The sequence below is a fragment of the Sediminibacterium roseum genome, from assembly GCF_009939005.1.
GTDB lineage: Bacteria > Bacteroidota > Bacteroidia > Chitinophagales > Chitinophagaceae > Sediminibacterium > Sediminibacterium roseum.
Genome location: NZ_JAACJS010000012.1, coordinates 457,289 through 480,061, shown reverse-complemented (window position 1 = coordinate 480,061; position 22,773 = coordinate 457,289). Strand labels below are relative to the sequence as shown.

Sequence of the window (22,773 nt, the reverse complement as noted above, 5' to 3'; positions counted from 1 at the left end):
TATGAACAACGTACTTTTTTTACACTCCCATCAGCACAAAAAGGTACAGATGCACTATTGCCCGGCCGTTTTACCGAAGATAGATTTGCTGCTGCGAAAATTTGGTGTTTGTCGCTTGAACAAGTCTAAAAATCATTACATGTGTCATAGAGCTGTATCCAGGTATTTCTTCCTTTTTATCGTTATGTGTGTCTGTTCCGCTTCTGCCTTACACGCGCAGTGGTCGGGTTCTTCTTCTGAAAATACGCCGGTTGTAACCGATCCGGGCCAGCAGTATGGATCGAGTGTGGTTTCCGATGGCGCTGGCGGCGCGTATACGGTTTGGGTGGATAACCGGTCGCTCACAAACAATATCTACATACAGCACTTCAATGCAACGGGTATTGCGCTGTGGGGTGCGAACGGGAAAAAAATCTGCTCGGTTGACCGGACGCGAAGCACTGTGATGATCACTTCCGATGAAGCGGGCGGAGCCATCGTTGCCTGGATAGAGAACCAGGGTGGTGCCACGGGCGATGATATATACGTTCAAAGATTCAACAGCGCGGGGCAGGAGATGTGGACAGCAGACGGTGTTTTAACAACCGGTGCCGACTACCAGAATCTTGACCAGATCGTAAGCGATGGGAACGGTGGCGTATTTCTCGCGTTCAATGATTGGAACGGCGATACGCATGTATATGGACAATGGGTAAATTCATCAGGCGCCGTGCAGTGGGGAACGGGAACAAGATTGTCTACGAGCCTATCCAACCAATCCGGAACAAAACTGGTTGCCGATGGCAATGGAAATGCAATTTATGTATGGAACGACAATGTTAACAACTTAACGCACGGAATCGATATTTATGCGCAGAAGATCAACGCAGCAGGACAACCTGTTTACGCGGCAACCGGTTTGCGGATTTCAAGCAATGTGCAGGCTGATATGTGGCCGAAAATTATCAGCGATGGGAACCATGGCGCCATCATCACCTGGCAAATCGGTAGCGGGCCAGGCGCGGTCTATGCCGAGCGCATCAATGGAAGTGGTACCAGGCTTTGGGCCAGCGGAGCCGGTATCAGTATCGCAGGTTCTGTTGACAATTATTCCATAGCCACCAACGGAAGCAATGGCATGATCGTGGCATGGAGAAGCGGCGATCATATACGATCGCAAAACTTCGACGGGCTCGGAACGGCGCAGTGGACGCCGGGCGGCGTAACGGTACGTAACACGACCGGCACCTCGGACCCCTTTATTTCACCTGATGGCTCGGGCGGAGTTTACGTAATGTGGACCGACAACTCACAGGCCACCGCTGACCTCCTGGCGCAGCACCTGAACAGCAGCGGAACAGCCGTTTACGCTGCGGGCGGAATCATGTTAAGCAATGCCACCGGCAACCAGCAATCCCTCGCAATTGTAACGCGTACCGGGCAAGCGGGGATGATCGCTACATGGACTGACGACCGTAACGGGAATGAAGATATTTATATGCAGTTACTTTTGCCAACCGGCTTCCCGCCGCATTTGCCGCCTACTGTTCAGTCTTTCACACCGGCAAGCGGGCCTGCCGGAACTTCTGTTACCATTACAGGTTATGGTTTCAATCCAACCACTTCCAACAACATCGTTTATTTCGGAGGAGTGAAAGCAACGGTAACAGCTGCAACTTCTACAACACTTACTGTTACCGTTCCTTCGCACGTAACCTATGCGCAGGTAACAGTGCTCAATACAGTTTTAAACCTGCAGGGCAGGTCGCGCGGGTTTTATTCAGGCAGCCATACACCTGCAACAACGGATCTGTCGAAGTTTGATTTTGCACAGGCACAAACATGGCCGGTAAGCGGCGGCTCGGCCACCAAGGTGCTGACGGCAGACATGGACGGCGACGGCAAACCCGATGTGATCGCATTCAATTCTTTTTCGGCCTTTATTTCCATATACAGGAACATCGCTACAGCGGGCGCTTTTGGATCCGGCTCCCTGGGCAGTCAGTTGGGTTTGAACACAAACGGGAAACCGGAACATGTTTCCGTTGGTGATATTGACAACGATGGTAAGCCAGACCTGGTGATTTCTGACTGGCAGAACCACAAAGTGTATGTGGCCCGCAATACTTCTACGCCGGGCAACTTTTCCTTTGCTTCATTGGTTACGCTGAGCGCTCAATTTCCGTATTCGACAACCATCACCGATATCGACGGAGATGGAAAAGCAGATATTGTGGCTTCCACTCTTGGAGGCAATACGCTTACGATCTTCCAGAATTCATCCACGCCGGGCAATTTAACAGCCGCCACGTTCAGCGCGCCGGTTTCCAAACAGGTTGCCGGCGCAAGCACGGTTAACCACATTGCATCGGGCGACCTGGACGGCGATGGGAAAGACGATCTGCTTGTGGGGGATGGTGGTGTGGGGCAAATCAAAATGTACGTATTGCAGAACACACATACAACAGGCGCGATCACAAGTGCATCGTTCGGTGCAGCGCAGGCTTATACCTTGTCTGCTACGGCAGATGGCATTGCAGGGGTAAAGATTGCAGACGTGGATATGGATGGCAAGCCGGAGATCATCGGCACAACGTATGCTTCCTCATCTGTTGTGGCTGTATGCCGCAACATCGCCACACCGGGCACACTGGATGGCACTTCATTCGAACCGCTTATCGCGTACACTTCTGACGCGTTCCCCTATGAACTAACCGTTGGTGATGTTGATGGAGATGCGAAGCCGGATATTGCCGTTGCCGGTGTAGCGGCCAACGCGATATCGATACTTAAGAATTTAAGTACCCCGGGAACAATCAACGCAGGTTCATTTTCAAAAACAGTTTCTGTAAACGGCGTCAACGGCCTGGGAACTGCCCAAACACTTGCGCTCGCAGACATGGACGGCGATGGCCGTACCGAAATACTGGGCGCGGCGGGTACCGGCTTTGGCGTGTTGTATAATTCGCCGCTCGTTACACCTACCTCACAGGCTACTAATCTGGTATTTACACTTACCAATGCCAACAGTGGAACACTGGGCTGGACAAACGGCAATGGTGCGAGCCGCATGGTGTTTGTAAACACCGGCTCGACTACCGGCCTGGCCGCACCTGTTGACCTCACTTCTTATTTTGTCAACAGCAATGTCACCTTTGGTGGACAGATCGGGTCCAGTGGTTGGCGTGCGGTATACATGGGCGCAGGAAGCAGCACAGTGATCAATGGCCTGGTACCGGGAGGCACCTATCGTATGATGGTAGTGGAAATGAACAACAACGGGTACACTATGGGTAAGTACCTTACTACCGCAGCAACGGGGAACCCCATCAATGCATCTTCACCGGCAGAGATCACATTCATCGGTACGGTAAACCCTGCTACCAACAACCTCGGGATCGTAGATTTTATGGTAGGCTTTTCCGGAAGCATAACGGGCCTTACTGCAGCAAATTTTGCACTCAGTACTACGGGCAGTATCGCCGGCGCCGCTGTATTAACCGTTATAGGAAGCGGCACCACTTATGGCGTATCCGTTGCCACGGGCTCAGGCGATGGAACGATCGGCCTCAACTTTGTAAACGCTTCGGGCTTGTCTGCAGGCATTACCACACCACTCCCTTACGAAGGCTCATACTACACCATCGACAAAACGGGCCCGGCATTGACACCGCTAACCATCGCATCGAACAACGGCCTGAATACAAGGTATGCAAGAACGGGAAGCGCAGTAACCGTTCGGTTTACAAGGCCAGGCGAAACCATCAGTTCGATCAGTGGATCCATCGCGGGCACGCCGGTTGTAATGACGAATTCGGGTTTTGATGTGATCGGTACATTGAACATAACCGCCGGCATTCCCGAAGGGCAACTCACTTTTACCGTTTCGGCAAACGATTACCTTGGCAATACAACCACAGCAACGCAAACCACGAACGGCAGCAGCGTTACGATCGATAATACGGCTCCGCAATTCACGGGCATCAGCATTACATCAGACAACAGCGATGCGGGCAAAGCAAAACCGGGCAACAGGGTTACACTGCGGTTTACCACAAGCGAAGCAACATCACCCGCCAACGTAACACTGGCCGGGCAAGTACTTTCGGTTACCAATACAGGCGGTAACAACTGGGAGGGGAGCCGCATATTCAACGCAGAAGCAGAAGGTGTTGTTGCATTCTCCATCCGTGTGAACGACCTGGCAGGAAATTCATCCCAGGCAGCAACGGCTACCACCGATAACACTACTGTTGTTTTCGACAAAACAATACCTGTTTTAAATAGTATAACGATCGCTTCGGGAAATAGTGCGCCGGCCAACGCAAAGGTGGGCGATGTGGTTACTGTAAGGTTCATTGCCAGCGAAGCCATCAAAACACCAGCGGTAACCATCGCAACGCATGCGGTTGTTGCGTTGAACACCACAGGCAATGCATGGGCCGCCGTATATACCATGACGGCAGCAGATGCGGAAGGCACTGTTCCGTTCACCATCGCATTCACAGATTTGGCGGGCAATGCGGGAACAGCAACATCGTTAACTACCAATAACAGCAAAGTTGTTTTCGACAAAACAATACCGGCTTTAAACAGTGTAACGATCGCTTCCGGGAACACGGTGCCGGCAAACGCAACGGTGGGCGATGTGGTTACCGTTAGATTCACTGCCAGCGAATCCATCAAAACACCAACGGTAACCATCGCTACGCATGCAGTTGTTGCCGTGAACACCACAGGCAATGCATGGGCCGCGGCGTATACCATGACGGCGGCCGACGCTGATGGCATTGTGCCGTTCTCGATCGCATTCACCGACCTGGCAGGCAATGCAGGAACAGCCACATCCTTAACTACCAATAACAGCAAGGTTACGTTCGTAAAGAATCAAATCTTGCCCGCACAACTTACGCAGGTAAAGATCACATCAACAAATGCGGTTCCATACAAAGCAAAAACAGGGGACGGCGTAACACTGCATTTTGTTTCGGATGCAAGCCTTGTTGGCGTTACCGCAACCATCGCCGCACATACGGTTACACCGGTGAACACAACCGGTAATGCATGGTCCGCAGTGTATACCTTAACCGCGGCAGACGATGAAGGCAAAGTGCCGTTCACCATTGCAGCGGTAAATCTTGGTTTGTCTGCAACAGGCAGCACCGATAACAGTAAGGTATGGTTCGATAAAACGCTTCCGGTCGTGACCGCCATCAACCGCCATCTGCCGGCAGCAGCAAATGTGGTTTCCGGCCCGCTGGTATACCGCGTCCAATTCAGCGAACCGGTGAACGGTGTTGAGAAAAGGAATTTCAGGATCACAAAAACGGGCAGCGCAGCTGCAGCGATCGATTCGATACTGGTTGCCAACGACAGCACGTATGATGTAAGGCTCAGCAACCTCTCAGGCAGCGGAACGCTTCGCTTCGACCTGGATACAACGGGCAACATTGCAGACAGCGCAGGTAATGCGCTCGTTTCAAAATTCAATACGGGCCAATCATACAATGTTGTGGTTCCATCCAACAACAAACCGGTTTTTGTTGCGGGATCCACAGCAACACGATCGGTTTGCCAGGATGCAACATCAGCCGATCTCAGCGCGTTGTTGAGAACAACCGATACCGACAACGGCCAAACACTTACCTGGCGCGTAAGCATGCATCCGGCCAATGGTGTGCTGGAGAATTTCCCTGCTACAGCAGCGAGTGATGGATCGATCGTAGGGCCTTCTTCGGTTGGTTATAAGCCGGCAGCGGGTTTTAAAGGAATGGATCAGTTTGTGATACAGGTTTCCGATGGTATAGACTCTGCTGCGATCACCGTAAACGTTACCGTGCAACCCTTGCCATCCGAAAACATAATTGCTGCGCAGGGAACGGTTCTTTGCGGCAGCAATGCCAGCCTTGCATTGACGATCGCGAACGGAAGCAGTTTCTCGTGGACGCGGAACGGATCGTCCGTCGCAGGCAACAGCAACCAGCTTTCGGTGAATACAGCCGGCACCTATGCAGCCATTGTAACGGATGCGAATGGTTGTGTGGCCGCAACCAATAACAGCATCACCATAACCACTGCGCAGCAGCCGAAAGCTGCATTTGCATACGCAGGTTATTGTGTGAATGTTCCGGTGTTAACCACAAACCAATCCGCCGGTGCATCCACATTGAGTTATCAATGGAGCGATGGCAACGGCAATACATCAACCGCGGCACAACCTTCATTCACTTATACGCAACCCGGCAGTTATACGATCAAACTCAAAGTAAGCTCGTCTGCCTGCCCGTTGTTGCCGGATAGCCTTAGCAAGGTCATCAACGTGGAGGGGCCCGTTGCGGGTGTGCGCATGAGTACCATCAATGCGCAGGTGGAACAGGCTGTACAACTGCAGGCAAGAACATTCGGAGCCACTTACCAATGGACGCCGGCAAACGATCTCTCTTCTGCAACCATTGCCAATCCTGTATTGAGGGCGCGTGCGGAACAGCAATACAACGTAAGCATCAGGTCGGCGGCAGGATGTACAACGGTGGATACGGTGCTGGTAAAAGTTTTTGCGAACACCATTTATGTTCCGCGTGTGTTCACGCCAAATGGCGATGGAAACAACGATGTGTTGTATTTCAATTACATCAACGTACGCAAACTCGATTACGTGCGCATCTACAACCGCCAGGGCAAACTCGTATGGCAATCCAGCAATATGTCCGAGGGATGGGATGGCAGATTCAATGGCGCCCTTCAACCACTTGAAACGTATACATGGCTCATAAGGGCAACCGACATATACGGTGTTCCTGTGAACATGCAGGGAAATGTTACCCTTTTAAGATAAAACAACAACACAACCATGAAAAGAATCCATGTTTATATCACGATCGCTGCCAGTTTTCTTTGCTTCGCATCCCAGGCGCAGGATCCGCATTTTTCGCAATACTTTGCATCGCCGTTTACCATCAACCCAGCGTTAACGGGCAAGGGGGTGAGCGATTGGCGCGCCGCGGGCATGTTCCGCTCGCAGTGGTGGGGCGCTTATTCAGAGCCTTACAACACAACCACCGTTTCCATAGAAAAAGGAATCAGTACGGGAGAAATGCAGAAGAGCACGCTCGGTATCGGTTTTTCATTTATGAGCGATGCATCCAATGGCGGCCTGTTGAAAAACAATTATGCAGGCCTGCACCTTGCCTACAACCTCGCGTTGGATGGAGAGGGCAGGGAGCAACTTGGCATCGGCATCACCGGCACCTACGCAAACCGGTTGCTTAACCTGAATATGTTCGATTACCAATCGCAGTTCGGAAGCATGGGGTTCCAGCGTTCCGCGCCATCCAACGATATGCCGGTGATTGACAAGGTAAACTACATAGATTTCAATACAGGCATCACCTACAGCAAACGCGGCGATGCGATGGGCTATCATTTTGGTGCGGCCCTGTTCCATGCATCACGCCCCGTGCAGGGCGTTTTTAAAAACAGCAACTACAGCCTGGAAACACGTTACAGTTTGCAGGCGGGAACACAGTTGTATTCCAAAAACGGTAACGAACTACACCTCAGCGGGCTGCTCGACATCCAGGGAAAAAACAAAGTAGTAACGCTGGGTGCCGTGTATAAAATCAAAACGCACGATGATACGGTTGAGAGTGTGAACGTAGGCATGTGGAAACGTTTTGGAGATGCCTATTACCCCTACGTGGCGCTGGAAAGCAGGAACTGGCTCGTTGGTGCGTCGTATGATTTTGTGACCTCGTCGCTTAACGATTCTTATAACTCGGTTCAAAGCATGGAACTTTCGTTCGTATACCTGTTTGGCAAAAAGAAGACGGAGAATACGGGAGTGGTTCGTTATTGATATGCAATAGCTTTATGCAAACAGGCAAAATAAACGCCCGCTGGCCAAGGAGAGCGGGCGTTTATTTTTTGATTGATGCATCATCATCCATCTGGATTCATCCTTGTTTACAACATCAGCTTGCGATGCCCTTGCTGTTGATGGATGCGCTGAGCAATACCGCTCTTTGCGAAACAAACAACCCGGCCTTGTCTTTCATCAGGCGCATGGAATAGGTCTTGCCCTGGTCGAGTGTTTTTTCAAAACCCGGGTTCCATTTATAGAATTTGTCGATGTCGATACCCAAAGCATCTGTGATCACTTTTGCACTGTAGCGGCCTGCTACTTCTACCAATATTGAATGATCGATCTCTTCACCGGAAAGCGGTGCGGATCCGGCGTCATTGAAAAATGCTTTGTGCACCTGTGCCTCTTCGGCTGTTAACGTCGTCCATCCGCCGCTGCCTTCAAATATGTAATGCGTTCCAATGAATTTTTTAACGTGGTTACGCGATTCTTCGGGCAAATAAGACTGGAGTTTCCAGAAATTTTTGCTTCCCGATTCGCGGATCGCATCTTTCACGCGGTTAACACCGCCGTTGTATGCTGCTACAACCAATAACCAGTCGCCAAATATGCCATAAAGTTCTTTCATCAATCGCGCAGCAACTTTCGTGCTTTTCTTAACATCCGTGCGCTCATCGTAATCTCCTGTACTGAGACCGAAACGCGCTGCCTCATCGGGCATGATCTGCCAGGGACCAACGGCTCCCGCCCATGATACCAGTTGTGGCGAAAGATGGCTTTCGATAACGCTCAGGTATTTCATTTCTTTGGGAACGCCGTAACTGGTGAGGATCTTATCGTAGAGATCAAAATACGGCTTGCCCCATTTCTTCATCCGCTCCAGTTCCTGGCCCTGTTTGCGCATGTATTCCTGCACGAACGACATTGCCTCCGGGTTCAGCTCCCCGAACTTTGCTGTGTTGCCCGGGGCCGGTGCGGTATAAAGACTGGAAAACGGCGACCTGGAAGCGGCATGATCCGTATCGGTAAAAGACATGGTAGTGATGCCGATAACCATCACGGCAACATAGATCAAACTAAACCTGCTGGCCGCGATCACGTTGCCAAGAAAGAAAGTGAGTTTAAACCATTTCATAGGCTCTCCATTTTTAAGTTGATTCACTGGTTGCAGTTAGTTGCTGGTAGAGCAGAATGTATTGGTTGCAGTGGTCAGGCATTCGGCCCGGTGTTCCGGGATCATTGAGTTGCCAACCTTTACGAGGGCTGCAAAAATAACGTATATAGCTGCAAACGGCCCATAAAGGCTTTAGTAAAATCCAAACAAAATGGTAAAATACCCTCGATTAAAGCGGCCGGTTATGGTGTACAGCATGGAATTGAGGACGTTTGTTCCCAATCTCAGGCCTGTTACAGCGTAACGTGGTCATAAACGGCAATCCCCGGCCCGAATGTAAAGCCTTGCACCATTTACAACCTTTGCTATCTTTATAACCATATGTTTACGCACCACGGAGACCAACGCACGCAGACGCACAACCTGCAGGTGGCATCACTGCTTGCGGTGGTGGCCGGTATGGTAAACATTACAGGCTTCTTTGCCCTGCTGCGTTTAACCACCAATATAACCGGGCATTTTGCATATTTCATGAGCGATCTGTTCCGCGGCGAGTTGCGCGAGGCGCTGGTGTTTCTCGCCTATATCCTTTCTTTTTTTGTGGGATCGCTTGGTTCTTCCTTCTTCATCGAGCGGGGCATCCGGAGAAAAAAAGGCGAAACTGTTTATTACCTGCCGGTACTGGTAGAAACGGCCCTGCTGCTGCTCGCCGGATTTTTTGGCGGTGCTGCCACATCCGAAGCGCCAGACCTGGTTGCATGTGTATTGTTGCTCGCAATGGGTTGGCAGAATGCACTTGTTACTCGTATTTCCAACTCGATGGTGCGTACCACCCATCTCACCGGCCTCTTTACCGATCTCGGGATCGAACTGTCGCAATTGTTTTTCTACCGCCACAAAGATGAACAGCAACGGCTGCGATCCTCCATCCGGCTGCGGCTGCAGATCCTGGTACTGTTTTTTGGAGGAGGGATCTTCGCGGCGTTTTTATTCAAATCACTTCGGATGCATACACTGCTGGTTGCTGCAATGCTGCTTGTGGCAGGGTTGGTTTATGACAGGTGGAAGCAGCGTACGAGTGCCCAAATAAAAAATTGAATGTTCGCCGTAAATGCCTCGCAATGTAGAACCCCGAGATCAAAATCCGGAGCATTAAAGGCCCTACTGGTTGTTTGCGCTGAAGTGCATTTTGTAAACGGCCCAACCAATGGTTTTTCTTTATCCGCGGGTATACTTCACAATCAGAAATAAAACAAAGCGTTCTTCGCGGATGTCTCCCAACGGGGACTCCGCGGTCGGGGTTCTGCGCCGTTGGCTTTGCGTTTGAGAGAGCGTGAGTTTTATTTTTACCTTTCCGATTGTTCAAATGAATTGTGGCGGCCGCCGCCCGCGGAGTCCCCGTTGGGAGACGTCCGCGGAGAACGATCAAAATGTTTTATTTTTAAAGGACACCCTGCGGACAAGGAAAAATTAATCTATGGACAAGAAATATGCTGGAATGACTGTCAACGAGAGATTGTATGTAAGCGCCAATTGGGATAAGTATCAAGCTGCAGTTGAAAGAAAAGATGTAAAGAGTATAATGCAAATTCTTAAAGATGTTGAATTAACAGAAGAAAATATTGATCCAATTCTCCAGCAGTTGGGATTGAACTACGAATAGCAACTAAATTCTTTCTCCGCAGGGTATACTTCACAATCAGAATAAAACAAAGCGTTCTCCGCGGACGTGTCCCAACGGGGACTCCACGGTCGGGGTTCTGCACCGTTGGCTTTGCGTTTGAGAGAGCGTGAGTTTTATTTTTACCTTTCCGATTGTTGAAATCAATTGTGGAGGCCGCCGCCCGCGGAGTCCCCGTTGGGAGACGTCCGCGGAGAACGATCAAAATGTTTTATTTTTAAAGGACACCCTGCGGAGAATGAATGTCCCCGTTGGGAGACAATTGCGGGAACAGTCTTGTTGATTTTTTTGATGAAGAGGACACTGTACGGAGACGGAATAGAACTTACTTTGAAATAAAATCTTAGATACATGAGCAACGAGAACAAAGTTAAAAGTATAAGGGTATTTTTGAAAAAGGGTCATACCAAGCCTGAGAGTTTACCTGTTAAGGTTTTAGAATTTTTGAAGTCGTTACGTGATATTGATGCTCAACTTTTCTCAACGTGGTTTGAACAAGGGCAGTCCAAAAAGCAAGCCCTTTCAAAGGAAGTTCGTTTTGAAGAACGATATATCGCCGAACTCATAACGAAAGAGTGGGATGATAAGTTTCCTGAGTTGGGCAGTACGTTTATGTTGTGGTCTGGAAAAGATAGCGAGGTTAAAAATACAAAAGTAAGCTTCCGAATCGGCGTTACTTCATCCAAAAGCCATGCGACGGAATTTATAGGAATTTCTATGCCTTTTGAAGTTAGCTTACAGCCAGAGAAAGACGATAGGCGGATTATTGATATTGTGAAATTAATTAAGCAGCTGTTTCCAGTTGAAAGTATCGATATATATTCTTTCTCCGCAGGGTATACTTCACAATCATAATAAAACAAAGCGTTCTCCGCGGACGTCTCCCAACGGGGGCTCCGCGGAGAACGCTCTGCACCGTTGGCTTTGCGTTTGAGAGAGCGTGAGTTTTATTTTTACCTTTCCGATTGTTGAAATCAATTGTGGAGGCCGCCGCCCGCGGAGTCCCCGTTGGGAGACGACCGCGGAGAACGATCAAAATGTTTTATTTTTAAATGACACCCTGCGGAGAAGGAAAAAACAGAACAGCAAAATTAATAGAAAATGAATCGTTACTTATTATTATTCTTTATGTCCATTATTGTAATTTCTTGTCATTCTAATATGTCGAAGAATTACGAGCAGGGAAGTGCTAAAGTAGAAAAATCTACTCCTGATATAAATGTAATAGAAGATTTTTCTAACAATATTTTTCGAATGAATTTTAGAGATTGCCTATTTGATTCGACAATCTCTAAAAGATTTTCGGTAAAAGAAGAAACTGAGGAGTCGGAGGGTGTTGAATGGCAATCTTATAATTTATTAAACGGAGGAAAGCGTGTAGTGAAAATCGAAAATAACTGGGAAAATAAGATGCAAGTTTCGCGGATAACTTTTTACGATAATTCATATAAGACAAAAAAAGGTATATCAGTAACAAGTTTCTTTAAAGATGTTAAGCCATTTATTGACACATTGAAACTTAATAATTCAGTAGATGGCGAACTCGTTTTTCACGATATACAATTTCCTAATATGGTTTATGTATTTGACGTTAGTAATAATGCCAAACTTTATAACGGCGTAAAAAGAATATCCAACATTCCAAATAATTTAGAAATAAGTACCATAACTGTATTTCGAAAGAATTAGAAACCATCCTTTCTTTTTCCGCAGGGTGTACTTCACAATCAGAATAAAACAGAGTGTTCTTTGCAGATGTCTCCCAACGGGGACTCCGCGGTCGGGGTTCTGCACTGTTGGCTTTGCGTTTGAGAGAGCGTGAGTTTTATTTTTACCTTTCCGATTGTTGAAATGAATTATGGAGGCCGCCGCCCGCGGAGTCCCCGTTGGGAGACGTCCGCGGAGAACGATCAAAATGTTTTATTTTTAAAGGGCACCCTGCGGAGAAGGACATCATATTTCTAGAATTATTTAAAATGTTGACATTTAATTCTAATAATGTCATGAATTACAAACTCGATTTTCAAACCGCATATCAGCAATTTTATCTTAGCGATAAGGAATCACCTAAAAAAACTGATTCTGATAGCTTTTGGACATCTGAAGCTCACAATCACAGGCTTGCAATTGAAGATGGTATTCTAGGAATAGGTACTGCTTGCTATGGTCATGTTAAAGGAGAGGTAAACATATTAAAAAACGAGGAGGCTAAAAATGATTATACGAAATATGACCATATTGTCGAAGGCAGTATTAAAATTAGTTCAGGAGTTATGCAAGTATTAGATTGTCCCAACGTAAACTCTGAATTAGAAATTAAACTGCCCAACGGTAGTTACAGAGTTAGGATATACTCTTCAAATTTGAGAAGTGTGGTGGGAGATGACGGCGATGATTACTATAGAATCGATATCTGGCCCGATTCCAAGATCGGAAGAGCTGTTTTGAAACAGTTTGATGCTAATAGGCTGGAATAAGAATATTAGTCAACCAACCACTCCGACAAAACGGGGTGGTTTTTCTTTCACCGCAGGGTGTACTTCACAATCAGAATAAAACAGAGCGTTCTTCGCGGATGTCTCCCAACGGGGACTCCGCGGTCGGGGTTCTGCGCCGTTGGCTTTGCGTTTGAGAGAGCGTGAGTTTTATTTTTACCTTTCCGATTGTTGAAATGAATTGTGGCGGCCGCAGCCCGCGGAGTCCCCGTTGGGAGACGTCCGCGGGGAACGATCAAAATGTTTTATTTTTAAAGGACACCCTGCGGAGAAGGAAATTCATCGAGATTTGTATTGCGCCGTGTTATTGACAAAGCACGGGTAGTTGTCGTGTAACTTGATGAATCATTGTAGCTCATTTATGGCAAAACCTGATCGCTTAGGAATTATGTGGCTCAAAGCTAAAGTGCAAGCATGGCCAGAACGTCCTGTAAATCTTCCATATTCTCAATATAATCCCCGGCAGCTGCTACCAGGTCCGGATCCACTTCTTTGTTGTCGGTTTCCCAATGGCCATCTTCGTTGATCACCGCAGTGAACGCCAGGTTTTTTCCCAGGTTTAAATGATACTGTGTTTCTGATCCATTGTCGATCATCGCGATGTTACCGTGGTATTCGCGGCCGTTGAGATAGAAGTCCATGTTACCTGTTTTTAAAGTTTGTCTTGCCCTCCAATGATAAAATCTTTTCCATGCCTTTGGCTGTGATGGAAAAAAGGGGAGTGGCCGCACTTGGCACAATTTCAACCAGCTCTTCCCCGGCCAGCGTGCGCATATCACGATTGATCAGGTCCCAATCGTTATTTGTGCGGAGGATCAGTTCACGGGGCGTGCATTTGTATCCTGTCGGGTTGGGCGATTCTTCTGCAATGATCGCTAAGGTCTTTAAGGTCGCGTATTGGTTCAGCATATAGTTCAGGGATAATGATCGGGACAAGGAATTGTTATTCATAGCAGTCGTTTTTTAATTGGTTTGTTCAAGCCTTTTTTCTAAGCGCGAAATGGTAATCCAGTGCCGGGCCCACCATTGCCGACCATGGCGACGGCTCACCGTACCACATGTCGATCCAGCCGATCTCTTCCCAGTAATCCACATCAATGGCCCGCACATCATCTGCCGGCCCGTATAAGACGCGGGTGAATTTTGTTCCATCCCTCTGCACGGCTGCAAACACGCTACAGCCAATGATATCAGCCGCGCATACCACGTGCATCTCGAATAGGAATTGCTCGTGTACCGTTTCCAGGGGCTGGTTTTCTTCCATCTTGCTATTAATTGTAGCACTAAAATACTAAAATTATTAGCTTTTCAAAATAAATTTAATGGCTTTAACAAATGCAAACGTTTGGGGAGATATTCCCGTATGCAGTATGGTATTCCGGATGGGTGGAAGGCCAAAAGATCTGATAAACAACAAAAGCTGCCCGGAGGCAGCTTTTGAGGAGAAAGTTCAAAGTGTCTTACAATTAGTTTTTCGGTGCCGCGTTCTTGCCCATGTCTGCATAAAATGCAGCCACTGCTTTTTGTTGCTCACCTGTCAGCAACTCGTTCATCTTTTTTTCTTTGGCCGCTTTCAATTCGGCAATCTTTTTGGAGCGGTCGGCTTCCGGCAAATCTTTCAATGCACCGGCGGCCATGCGCATTTCATAGTTGAGTTCGATCACTTTGTTCGCTTGTGCTTCGGTCAAACCCGTTTTCTCCACCATCTGTGGTGTGATCTTTTCCTGCATCTGCCGCAGGCTCGGGAGCGCAGGAGCCGGCGCCGCTGGTGTAGCGGTTGCACCGTTTGGTGAAGGAACAGACGCTGTTTGCGCATTTGACGCAGTTGCGATAACGGCAGTGAATGCCAGGCTAAGGAATAAATACTTTTTCATGGTTATGATCTTTTGTTGAATCTTAAAGTTATTTGATCAACCAAAAGCTTTTTGGAGCAAAACGTATGATTGGGTGAATAAAGATGACCCTTGTGTCGAAATCTTACATTTGACAATAACCCGTCGTCTGTTTTTTCACGAAAACAGTTGAATACATTGGTTGTAGGTTGTCCATAAATTACATCGCTGTTTTCTCCATATGCTCCCTTCTTATGATCTACGGTGTAAAATGAGCGGTACATAGGAAAACGGGCTGTCCGAAAAATACATGTTCTGCTAGTTTATCGTAGTGTTTGGTGAAATGTGAGCATGCTCCGCTTTCGTGAATGGCGTATATGTGCGCGGGGGCTCCATGCAAACAAAAAGAAAAGGTGATCATTTATTCCCGCGATGCGCTGCTGCGACCGGGCTTTATTGACCAGGTACGGCACCACAAAGAAAAAAATGATCACCTTCCTGCAGATAAAAAAAGTTACGGTTTAAAGACCTTGGTTGTATAAACCGTCTGCGATTTACGCATCACGCGTACAATGTATACACCCGTTATGGCGTGGTTGATGTTCAGTGTCAACTGCCCGTTTGTAAGCGTGCCGGTTTTGATCACCTGTCCGAGCAGGTTGATCACCTGTACCGTGTACGGGCCTTTATCGAACAACGATCTGTTCAATCCGCCGGGCAGTAAACCGCTGCCGTTGTTGAACATATTGCCTTCCTGTGCAACTTTGGAAACAAGCACCTCGTTTTTGCCTGGCAGTAATTTGATACTGAATGGCTCGAACATATTTGCATAGATCGTATAATCGCGGTATGATGCCCATGAACATGCCCCGGTATAGGCAGTCAGACGCAGGTTAACAGAATTGCCATCCGGGATAGAAAGAAATGCAGTGGGCCCGATGCTGGAAAAATAGGTGGGACTTCCACTCAGCACCTGCCATAAGTAAGTACTTCCTGTTGTTGAAGTGCCGGATATGTACCCGCTTTGGTTGGCGAGAATGAAATCGGTAGCGGCGAGGAATTTGGATTGGCCATTGTTGTTGTACTCGGCCTGTATGTTCAATGCTGCAGCAAGCGCCGCGCCATCGAACATGTCTTTTGAACTGTTGTAATCCGCCGCTACTTCCGAATCGCTCATCGCGCCATACAGGATTTTTACTTCGGCGATCTTGCCACCAAAATTGGTTGTGCCTTCAGATCCCCCGATGGCGAGGTTGGCCGAACCGGTGTAAATGATATTGCCCGGTGTATTGTCGGTTGCGATCAATACGCCATTTACATATCCTTTCATTTTTTTTCCGTCGTAGGTAAAAACAACATGGTTCCATGCGTTTGCAGTGATGCCGCCGCATACCACTTCCGCGCGGCCATTGTCGGTCATTACCGACGGCCTGAAATCACTGTTGTTGAGAATACATCGCCAGCCATCGCTCCATCCATCCGCATCCTGTGAGCGTACGAATCCCTGTATATTGCTTACGGCATCGGGTTTGATCCATGCAGACACGGTGATCATCTGGGTGGATGGTTTTAACCAGGGCGATTTTGGCAACGTCATCACATCCGACGAGGTGCCGTTGAACCAGGCCGCTTTTCGGTAATCGTCGCAAACAACGGCGGCCGTTCCATAGGCCGTTGCATTCAATCCCGATCCGCAGTAATCGTTCAGGTTGCTCTCGAACTTCAGGTAAGCGACGGGGAAAGGACACAACAACCGTTCCGGTAAAATGGTTTCATCGATCGAAGCGGTAAGGTTGTTGTCTGTTGCGCGGTTGGGGTAATTTGTTCCGCATGAATTATCGGTCCAGAAAGGGTTGTAATACGGAATGTTGGAAAGGAAACTCGTGTTGCCCGTATAATTCACGTCGTTGTTGATCACCGTATTGTTGGCGCACCCGCTTCGGCCGTAAAAATCCCAGATACCAATTCCCACATTTGTGAAGATCTGGTGCCTTGCGTAGATCTGGTTGCCATCGAAAGTAATGTTGGATCCTCCTGAGATCGCAATACCATATTGCCCTGGATCAACGAGCTTGTTGTTGGTCACAATCACGTTGCCCGTGTTCTGAAGACCGGAATTGTAATCGTCGCCTACATTGATCCCGCCGCCCGATACACTGGTGCCGCCTCTTAATTTATTACCGGAAATGACCAACGGACTAAGTGCGGAGAAATACGAGTTCATGATGTTGATCATGTCTTCGGCAACACTGTTGCCGGCAATGTTCTCTCCAACATTGTTTTTGATTTCCGCCCCCGAACCTGAATTATCGGAGAACTGAACAAACGAACCGTACCCGGCCGGCGGGTTTTGGGCGTTCATAAACTGGTTGCCGTTTACTTTAATGCCTGAAGAAGCTTCCGCTTTGATGGAAGAAGGATTGTCAAAAAAAATGCAGTTCTCAATCGTGATGTTGGTACAGCTCCACATGCTTAACCCGATGTAGGCAGTGGGCCCGATGATACAATTGCGGATGATCATGTTTGAACACGATATCAGCTGAATGCCATAACTGCTGCTAGACATGATCCGTTTGCCATCGATCACTCCACCGTTTTGAGAGATCCGTACGATGGTAGACGTGTCGGTCGCATACGTAAGACAAACCTGCGCCCGCAGGCCAGCGTGCGACAACGCGAGTAAGGCAAAAAGCAGTACCCACGCCTTGCGAAGTAAAAATGGTTTTTTCATAACATTGGATTTTGGTTTTAAAAAAAACGATTGCTATATACGGTAGCGTAATACGTTCATGTAAAACCAAAACAGCATAGCCAAACTATCCAATGGTGGGGGGCGGGGGTTACACTGGAGAGCTTTAAAAAAAGAATGATACTAATTTAGTTGTTGACTGTCAGAAATGCAAATGTTGTTTTGAGCATAATTAAAAAACGGCTTTGGGAAGGAGTTATAATAGTTTCATTTTTTTAACAATACTAAGCCGGAGGGAAGCGTAATGATCTATTGATTTTAGATGAGGGGGCAACCTCTCCAGCGAACCCAGCGACGTCTTTCAACTTGGGCGCTTTCACTTTTTCTTCGCCGCCCTATTTCATAGAGTGAAACGCAACACGGTTTCCTTCTGTATCATAAAACATGGCCATGAAACCGTTGGGGCCGAGCGATTTTTTAGACATGAATATTTTGCCGCCCGCCGCTTCTACGCGTGCCAGTGGAACAGAAAGATCGTCACCTCCGTTCAAATAAACCAGGGAACCGTTCCCGGAAGGCACATATCCCTGTTCCTCCACAAGTCCTCCGCCAATTTCGCCATTCTGCATATCGGCAGGGAACATTGCATACTTCATACCCGGAAAGGGGAGTACCATCTGGATATCCAGAACTGCTTCGTAAAATTTTTTTGCACGTTCAAAATCTGACGCCGGAATTTCAAACCAATTGATTGCATGTGCCATAACAAGGAATTTAGGGTTGTCAAAGATAGATACCATTCAAAATAAGCAAAATTTGCATATCGCTGAAACCCGGCATTCGGTCCTGAACCTAAAGTTATGCCAATGCTTAACCAGATCGTACCCGCCAAATTAATCGACCTGTTGTTCCGGTTCAGGAAGAATCTCCCCATGCATATACAAGCTTCTGAATGCATAAGGATATACAGATGTGAATTGCCCGAATATATCCCGCACATTACCCATCTGGTTGTATTTGTACCATGCCTGGGAGATGCGGTACATCTCCGTTCTGTCCAGTTCCTTTAATGGCAATAGCTTCTCACGCCACACGGTAGGCGCGTATTGGCTGCGGGTTTGCAGGTAATAATTGACAAGAGCCGCTGCATACAGTTTCCTGTTTTGCAGGCAGGTGTCCATCTCGTATGCTTTACGCAAAATACCAAGCGCCCTGCTGTCCTTTTTTTTAAGCCTGGCTGAAAATTGGGCGGTCAGGTAAATATCATAGCCGGTGATCCGTGCGGAATCCTGGAGATCTAAATACCTGGCCATACACTGGTACGCCTGCGTGGTATTACGCACCTGGTAGTAGCTGTATGCGAGGTAACGGTATATCTCCGGCGGTAAGCTGGTGTCGCTGTTTTGCAAAACAGTATCGGCAAGTTGGATCACTGATCCGTATTCATTCGCATAAAAGTGTTCCGTCAGTTGTTTGTAAGCAGCATGATCAGAAACACCATTAACAAAAGAAGGTGTTGAATCTTGTACTGCGTTCTGTGCCTGTGCATACAAAAACACAAACATACAGGCGAAGATGATCGGCAAGGATTTCATAAGAACATCTTTTATTGGATGAACAGAGATCTCTCATAAACAGTCAGCAGGTATTTTTCCTGTGAGACCAACAATCTTATTTTGGTTGCCGGAGCATTTTCTTCATTTCGGCAATCTCTTTTTCCTGCGATGCGATGATGTTTTCTGAAAGAACTTTTACACCGGGATCTTTAATGCCCGCATGTTTGCTCGTCAATATAGCTGAAGAATGGTGCGGGATCATTGCTTTGATGTATTGCGAGTCGGAAACAAAGGTTTGTGTTCGCAGGCAAAACAGCGATGCGATAAAAACGGCTGCTGATGAAAAAAGGATCACGCGGTTTGCTTTTTTGTCCATATACATTTTTGGCATCATAATCAGCATCAGAACGGCCATTGGTGTTACCATCAGCAAAGACATATACGTTCGCGTCAAACTAAAATAAATATGGTCAATACTGTCCACATTCAGAAACATAACGGCATACATGATGCAAAAGGAGATGGCGAGCATCAATCCTAATTTTTTATAATTTCCTTTTTCCATGATTGTTGTGTTTTACCTGGTTATGGTTTTAAACACAAAACCCGTTCCAGCACCGTGAAATCATTTTGAGGAGTTGATTGCCTGGTCTTCCTGGTGTGCTAACTCTTTTATGTACTGTACTTTAATGTGATCATAAAAGGAATGGCGGTCAATAAAATAGGCCACGAGATTTGAGACCATTGCCGCAAGCATCAGGTGAAATATCACGTGATGCCCGTCTGTCATTTCAAGAACCAATATGGCAGAAGTGAACGGTGAGCGTGTAATACCGGTAAGGAAAGCAACCATCCCCGCCAGCATCACAATATTTGAATTGGGCCCTGATAACTCAAGCCAGCCGGAAAATACCGAACCAATTGTTGCACCTGAGCTCAATGCCGGTGCAAATACACCACCGGCAGCGCCGGTGGTAAATGAGAATACAGAACCTGCCATCCTGAGCAGCGGCGTATACCAATGTGTGTATTTATCGGAAGTAAAAAGCAGTTCTGTCATTAGTTCCTTTCCCGAATTGAGGCTGCGGTGATCGGTAAAATAGCCCATCCCGGCAACAAACAGTCCGCAACATGTAACATAAAGAATCACCTTCCAGTTGCTTTGCAGCGAGGTTTTCCATTTGATGATCCGTAGGATCAGTTTGCACATTACGGAAGAAAACAGGCCGCACACGATGGCCACTAGTATAACCACGAGAAATACCGAGAAGGAGAGGTGGTTCACATCGGGATACCCCAGATATAAATAGGGGCCCAGTATGGATTGCGCGGTAAGCCCCGCAATGATTACGGCAGAAAAAATGGCCGTTTTGTAAAAGCTGATGTGTGTTTTGGTCAGTTCCTCCATCGCAAAAACGATCCCGCCCAGCGGCGTATTGAACGCTGCTGCCAGACCGGCCGCCGCCCCGGTCATGATCATGTTTCGTTTGGATATTTTGGGCCACCACCCGGGCAGCCAGCGATTTACTTTCCTGAAAACGGAACCGGCAATTTGTATCGTCGGGCCCTCGCGCCCGATGATCCCGCCGCCAAGCGCCATGATACAGCTGGAGATGATTTTTACAACGATGATCCTCAGGTTGAGCAACTGATCTACCAACAGATTACCCTTTGGTGAAGACAATTCAATGGCCGCAGTAACCTGTGGAATACCGCTTCCCTTTGCATAGGGAGAAAATTGCCTGACCATCCAAACCGAGAGAAGAAAGCAGGCGGGTGTGAGTATAAACAGGTGCCAGTGCGCCTGCCGGTAAAGATATACTGCGCCATTCTCCGCAAACTGGAAAAGCCAGGTATAGAGTACCGCTATTACGCCGGTAAGCAACGAAGCGAGCCAGAAAGGGAGCGCCTGTAAAATGACCTTTTTGATCTTTTCATTCCTGATCTTATCGAAATATCGTTTGAGGGTAACTCTGATAATGTTCTGCGGTGCGGCCATCTGGATTGAATTTACCTGCCAATCCTGCAAAGTTAGGCCGATACAGCGAAGGATGTGTCCGTATCGTGCATCAACACCCTATTCTAACCAATTACTAATGTGGATTTTAGTTTGGGCTAAGTCGCCGGTTATAAGTTTGTTATTCATACAAGGATTTGACATACACTTAAACCGGGAAGCAGTTCCCGGTTTTTGCTTTATGTAGAAGATAAGGGATAACTTTAAAAGGGGAGGATCACTTATGAAAAACAGGTTGCTGGATACATTTTCACTTCATTATGAGAAAGAGGAGTATGAAACGGTGGTTGCAACCATTTCACGCGGGGTTGTGTTTCGCGGAACGAATTTATGGATCCTGATCTTCGCCATTTTTGTGGCCTCACTGGGATTGAACGTAAATTCAACGGCTGTGATCATCGGCGCGATGCTGATCTCTCCGCTGATGGGCCCCATCATGGGAATCGGGTTAAGCCTTGGCATCAACGACATCCCCCTGCTTCGTAAATCGATCTATAATTTCCTGGTCGCCACCCTCGTGGCGTTGGTCACTTCTACTGTTTTCTTCCTGATCTCCCCTTTAAACGACGCACACTCGGAGATACTGGCGCGAACATCGCCTACCATTTATGATGTACTGATCGCGTTGTTTGGTGGCCTGGCAGGTATCATTGCAACGTCGACCAAACAGAAAGGCAATGTCATTCCGGGGGTTGCCATTGCAACAGCGCTGATGCCACCATTGTGTACGGCGGGGTATGGGCTGGCAACCTTCCGGTTTAGTTTTTTCTTTGGATCGTTTTACCTGTTTGTGATCAATACCGTATTCATTGCACTGGCAACTTTGCTGACCGTACGGTTGCTCCAGTTTCCACATTCACCGATCAAAGAAGGCAGTACCGGCAAAATGGCGCGGCGCATAACATGGATCGTTGTTGTCATTACGCTCTTACCCAGCGTTTATTTCGGGTACGATATGGTACAGCGCAACCGGTTTGAAAAGGAGGCGGCACGTTTCATCACGGCCGAAGCCCATTTTACCAATGACTACCTGTTGAGTAAAAAAATTGATGCAAAAAACAAATCCATCGTTTTGGTATTTGGCGGCAAGGAAATTTCGCCGTTGGAAATAGGGATGATAGAAATGCAATTGCAGAAGTATGACCTCAAAAATGCCAAACTTGAAATCAAACAGGGATTTGCGTACCTGGCCGAAACACAGGGGGTAAAGCAGGATGCGCAGCTGACCCTTTTAACGCAGGCGCTGGAAGAAAAAGAAAAAAATCAACAGGCATTACAGATCCAGCTGGATAGTGTAAAAAACAACAGGGCTCTTTCTGAAAAATTATTTGCAGAACTAAAAACGCAATACAATTCGATAAAATCTGCGATCATAGAGCCCTCTGTCATTCACACAAGCGACTCAACAGACCAACGCACTTTTCTCGTCTTGCTTACCACCAGCACCGGTCTCTCAAAGCCTGCGCAAAAAAAAATAGAAAGCTGGCTCAGGGTACGTCTTGATGGGCGCCCCGTTTCGCTTGTTGTAAAACAGCAGGTTCAATTGTAG

18 protein-coding genes are annotated in these 22,773 nt (G+C 47.7%); 8 read left to right on the top strand and 10 right to left on the bottom strand.

Annotation, left to right across the window (positions count from 1 at the left end):
• Positions 1-139: 139 nt before the first annotated feature.
• Entirely contained in the window at positions 140-6,814 is a 6,675-nt protein-coding gene (locus tag GWC95_RS10400) for an FG-GAP-like repeat-containing protein (RefSeq protein WP_161818637.1), read from the top strand.
• Positions 6,815-6,829: 15 nt separating this feature from the next.
• Positions 6,830-7,834 carry a PorP/SprF family type IX secretion system membrane protein gene (locus GWC95_RS10395; protein WP_161818636.1) on the top strand — a complete coding sequence of 335 codons (1,005 nt, stop codon included), beginning with the start codon at positions 6,830-6,832 and terminating at the stop codon, positions 7,832-7,834.
• A 115-nt stretch (positions 7,835-7,949) separates the two neighbouring features.
• On the opposite strand, the gene GWC95_RS10390 is transcribed toward GWC95_RS10395, so the two are convergent.
• Positions 7,950-8,975: a lytic transglycosylase domain-containing protein gene (locus GWC95_RS10390; RefSeq protein WP_161818635.1), complete on the bottom strand. Its 1,026-nt coding sequence runs from the start codon at positions 8,973-8,975 to the stop codon at positions 7,950-7,952.
• 360 nt (positions 8,976-9,335) lie between these two features.
• On the opposite strand from GWC95_RS10390, the gene GWC95_RS10385 reads away from it, so the two are divergent.
• The 5 genes from GWC95_RS10385 (at position 9,336) to GWC95_RS10365 (ending at position 13,112) form a co-directional block, all read left to right on the top strand.
• Positions 9,336-10,052 (top strand): YoaK family protein, encoded by a 717-nt coding sequence (locus GWC95_RS10385; protein WP_161818634.1) that lies wholly within the window; start codon positions 9,336-9,338, stop codon positions 10,050-10,052.
• A 379-nt stretch (positions 10,053-10,431) separates the two neighbouring features.
• Positions 10,432-10,617 carry a hypothetical protein gene (locus tag GWC95_RS10380; RefSeq protein ID WP_161818633.1) on the top strand — a complete coding sequence of 62 codons (186 nt, stop codon included), beginning with the start codon at positions 10,432-10,434 and terminating at the stop codon, positions 10,615-10,617.
• Positions 10,618-10,986: 369 nt separating this feature from the next.
• Entirely contained in the window at positions 10,987-11,490 is a 504-nt protein-coding gene (locus GWC95_RS10375; RefSeq protein WP_161818632.1) for a hypothetical protein, read from the top strand.
• A gap of 306 nt (positions 11,491-11,796) precedes the next feature.
• On the top strand, positions 11,797-12,324 hold the full coding sequence (locus tag GWC95_RS10370; protein WP_161818631.1) for a hypothetical protein: 528 nt from the start codon (positions 11,797-11,799) through the stop codon (positions 12,322-12,324).
• Between the two features lie 314 nt (positions 12,325-12,638).
• Positions 12,639-13,112: a hypothetical protein gene (locus GWC95_RS10365; RefSeq protein WP_161818630.1), complete on the top strand. Its 474-nt coding sequence runs from the start codon at positions 12,639-12,641 to the stop codon at positions 13,110-13,112.
• 419 nt (positions 13,113-13,531) lie between these two features.
• Here the strand turns inward: GWC95_RS10365 and GWC95_RS10360 are convergent, their stop codons facing one another.
• From GWC95_RS10360 to GWC95_RS10320, 9 genes are all read right to left on the bottom strand, one after another.
• Entirely contained in the window at positions 13,532-13,771 is a 240-nt protein-coding gene (locus GWC95_RS10360; protein ID WP_161818629.1) for a hypothetical protein, read from the bottom strand.
• 1 nt (position 13,772) lies between these two features.
• Positions 13,773-14,081, bottom strand: a complete 309-nt coding sequence (locus tag GWC95_RS10355; protein WP_161818628.1) for a hypothetical protein — start codon at positions 14,079-14,081, stop codon at positions 13,773-13,775.
• 25 nt (positions 14,082-14,106) lie between these two features.
• Positions 14,107-14,394, bottom strand: coding sequence for a hypothetical protein (locus tag GWC95_RS10350; RefSeq protein WP_161818627.1), 288 nt, complete (start codon positions 14,392-14,394; stop codon positions 14,107-14,109).
• Between the two features lie 202 nt (positions 14,395-14,596).
• Positions 14,597-15,004, bottom strand: coding sequence for a hypothetical protein (locus GWC95_RS10345; RefSeq protein WP_161818626.1), 408 nt, complete (start codon positions 15,002-15,004; stop codon positions 14,597-14,599).
• A gap of 472 nt (positions 15,005-15,476) precedes the next feature.
• Positions 15,477-17,693, bottom strand: coding sequence for a LamG-like jellyroll fold domain-containing protein (locus GWC95_RS10340; RefSeq protein WP_161818625.1), 2,217 nt, complete (start codon positions 17,691-17,693; stop codon positions 15,477-15,479).
• A gap of 353 nt (positions 17,694-18,046) precedes the next feature.
• Positions 18,047-18,415: a VOC family protein gene (locus GWC95_RS10335; protein WP_161818624.1), complete on the bottom strand. Its 369-nt coding sequence runs from the start codon at positions 18,413-18,415 to the stop codon at positions 18,047-18,049.
• Positions 18,416-18,544: 129 nt separating this feature from the next.
• Positions 18,545-19,246 (bottom strand): hypothetical protein, encoded by a 702-nt coding sequence (locus GWC95_RS10330; RefSeq protein WP_161818623.1) that lies wholly within the window; start codon positions 19,244-19,246, stop codon positions 18,545-18,547.
• Positions 19,247-19,322: 76 nt separating this feature from the next.
• Positions 19,323-19,772 carry a DUF305 domain-containing protein gene (locus tag GWC95_RS10325; RefSeq protein WP_161818622.1) on the bottom strand — a complete coding sequence of 150 codons (450 nt, stop codon included), beginning with the start codon at positions 19,770-19,772 and terminating at the stop codon, positions 19,323-19,325.
• Between the two features lie 60 nt (positions 19,773-19,832).
• Positions 19,833-21,206, bottom strand: a complete 1,374-nt coding sequence (locus GWC95_RS10320; protein WP_161818621.1) for a chloride channel protein — start codon at positions 21,204-21,206, stop codon at positions 19,833-19,835.
• Positions 21,207-21,447: 241 nt separating this feature from the next.
• Here GWC95_RS10320 and GWC95_RS10315 point away from each other — a divergent pair, with 241 nt between their 5' ends.
• Complete coding sequence (locus GWC95_RS10315) at positions 21,448-22,773, top strand: TIGR00341 family protein (protein ID WP_161818620.1); 1,326 nt, start codon at positions 21,448-21,450, stop codon at positions 22,771-22,773.

Coding starts and splice junctions, on each gene's coding strand:
- GWC95_RS10365 (WP_161818630.1), top strand. CDS start 12,639: ATGAATTACAAACTCGATTTTCAAACCGCATATCAGCAATTTTATCTT.
- GWC95_RS10360 (WP_161818629.1), bottom strand. CDS start 13,771: ATGGACTTCTATCTCAACGGCCGCGAATACCACGGTAACATCGCGATG.
- GWC95_RS10385 (WP_161818634.1), top strand. CDS start 9,336: ATGTTTACGCACCACGGAGACCAACGCACGCAGACGCACAACCTGCAG.
- GWC95_RS10395 (WP_161818636.1), top strand. CDS start 6,830: ATGAAAAGAATCCATGTTTATATCACGATCGCTGCCAGTTTTCTTTGC.
- GWC95_RS10345 (WP_161818626.1), bottom strand. CDS start 15,004: ATGAAAAAGTATTTATTCCTTAGCCTGGCATTCACTGCCGTTATCGCA.
- GWC95_RS10380 (WP_161818633.1), top strand. CDS start 10,432: ATGGACAAGAAATATGCTGGAATGACTGTCAACGAGAGATTGTATGTA.
- GWC95_RS10320 (WP_161818621.1), bottom strand. CDS start 21,206: ATGGCCGCACCGCAGAACATTATCAGAGTTACCCTCAAACGATATTTC.
- GWC95_RS10355 (WP_161818628.1), bottom strand. CDS start 14,081: ATGAATAACAATTCCTTGTCCCGATCATTATCCCTGAACTATATGCTG.
- GWC95_RS10325 (WP_161818622.1), bottom strand. CDS start 19,772: ATGGAAAAAGGAAATTATAAAAAATTAGGATTGATGCTCGCCATCTCC.
- GWC95_RS10400 (WP_161818637.1), top strand. CDS start 140: ATGTGTCATAGAGCTGTATCCAGGTATTTCTTCCTTTTTATCGTTATG.
- GWC95_RS10390 (WP_161818635.1), bottom strand. CDS start 8,975: ATGAAATGGTTTAAACTCACTTTCTTTCTTGGCAACGTGATCGCGGCC.
- GWC95_RS10350 (WP_161818627.1), bottom strand. CDS start 14,394: ATGGAAGAAAACCAGCCCCTGGAAACGGTACACGAGCAATTCCTATTC.
- GWC95_RS10315 (WP_161818620.1), top strand. CDS start 21,448: ATGAAAAACAGGTTGCTGGATACATTTTCACTTCATTATGAGAAAGAG.
- GWC95_RS10330 (WP_161818623.1), bottom strand. CDS start 19,246: ATGAAATCCTTGCCGATCATCTTCGCCTGTATGTTTGTGTTTTTGTAT.
- GWC95_RS10335 (WP_161818624.1), bottom strand. CDS start 18,415: ATGGCACATGCAATCAATTGGTTTGAAATTCCGGCGTCAGATTTTGAA.
- GWC95_RS10375 (WP_161818632.1), top strand. CDS start 10,987: ATGAGCAACGAGAACAAAGTTAAAAGTATAAGGGTATTTTTGAAAAAG.
- GWC95_RS10340 (WP_161818625.1), bottom strand. CDS start 17,693: ATGAAAAAACCATTTTTACTTCGCAAGGCGTGGGTACTGCTTTTTGCC.
- GWC95_RS10370 (WP_161818631.1), top strand. CDS start 11,797: ATGTCGAAGAATTACGAGCAGGGAAGTGCTAAAGTAGAAAAATCTACT.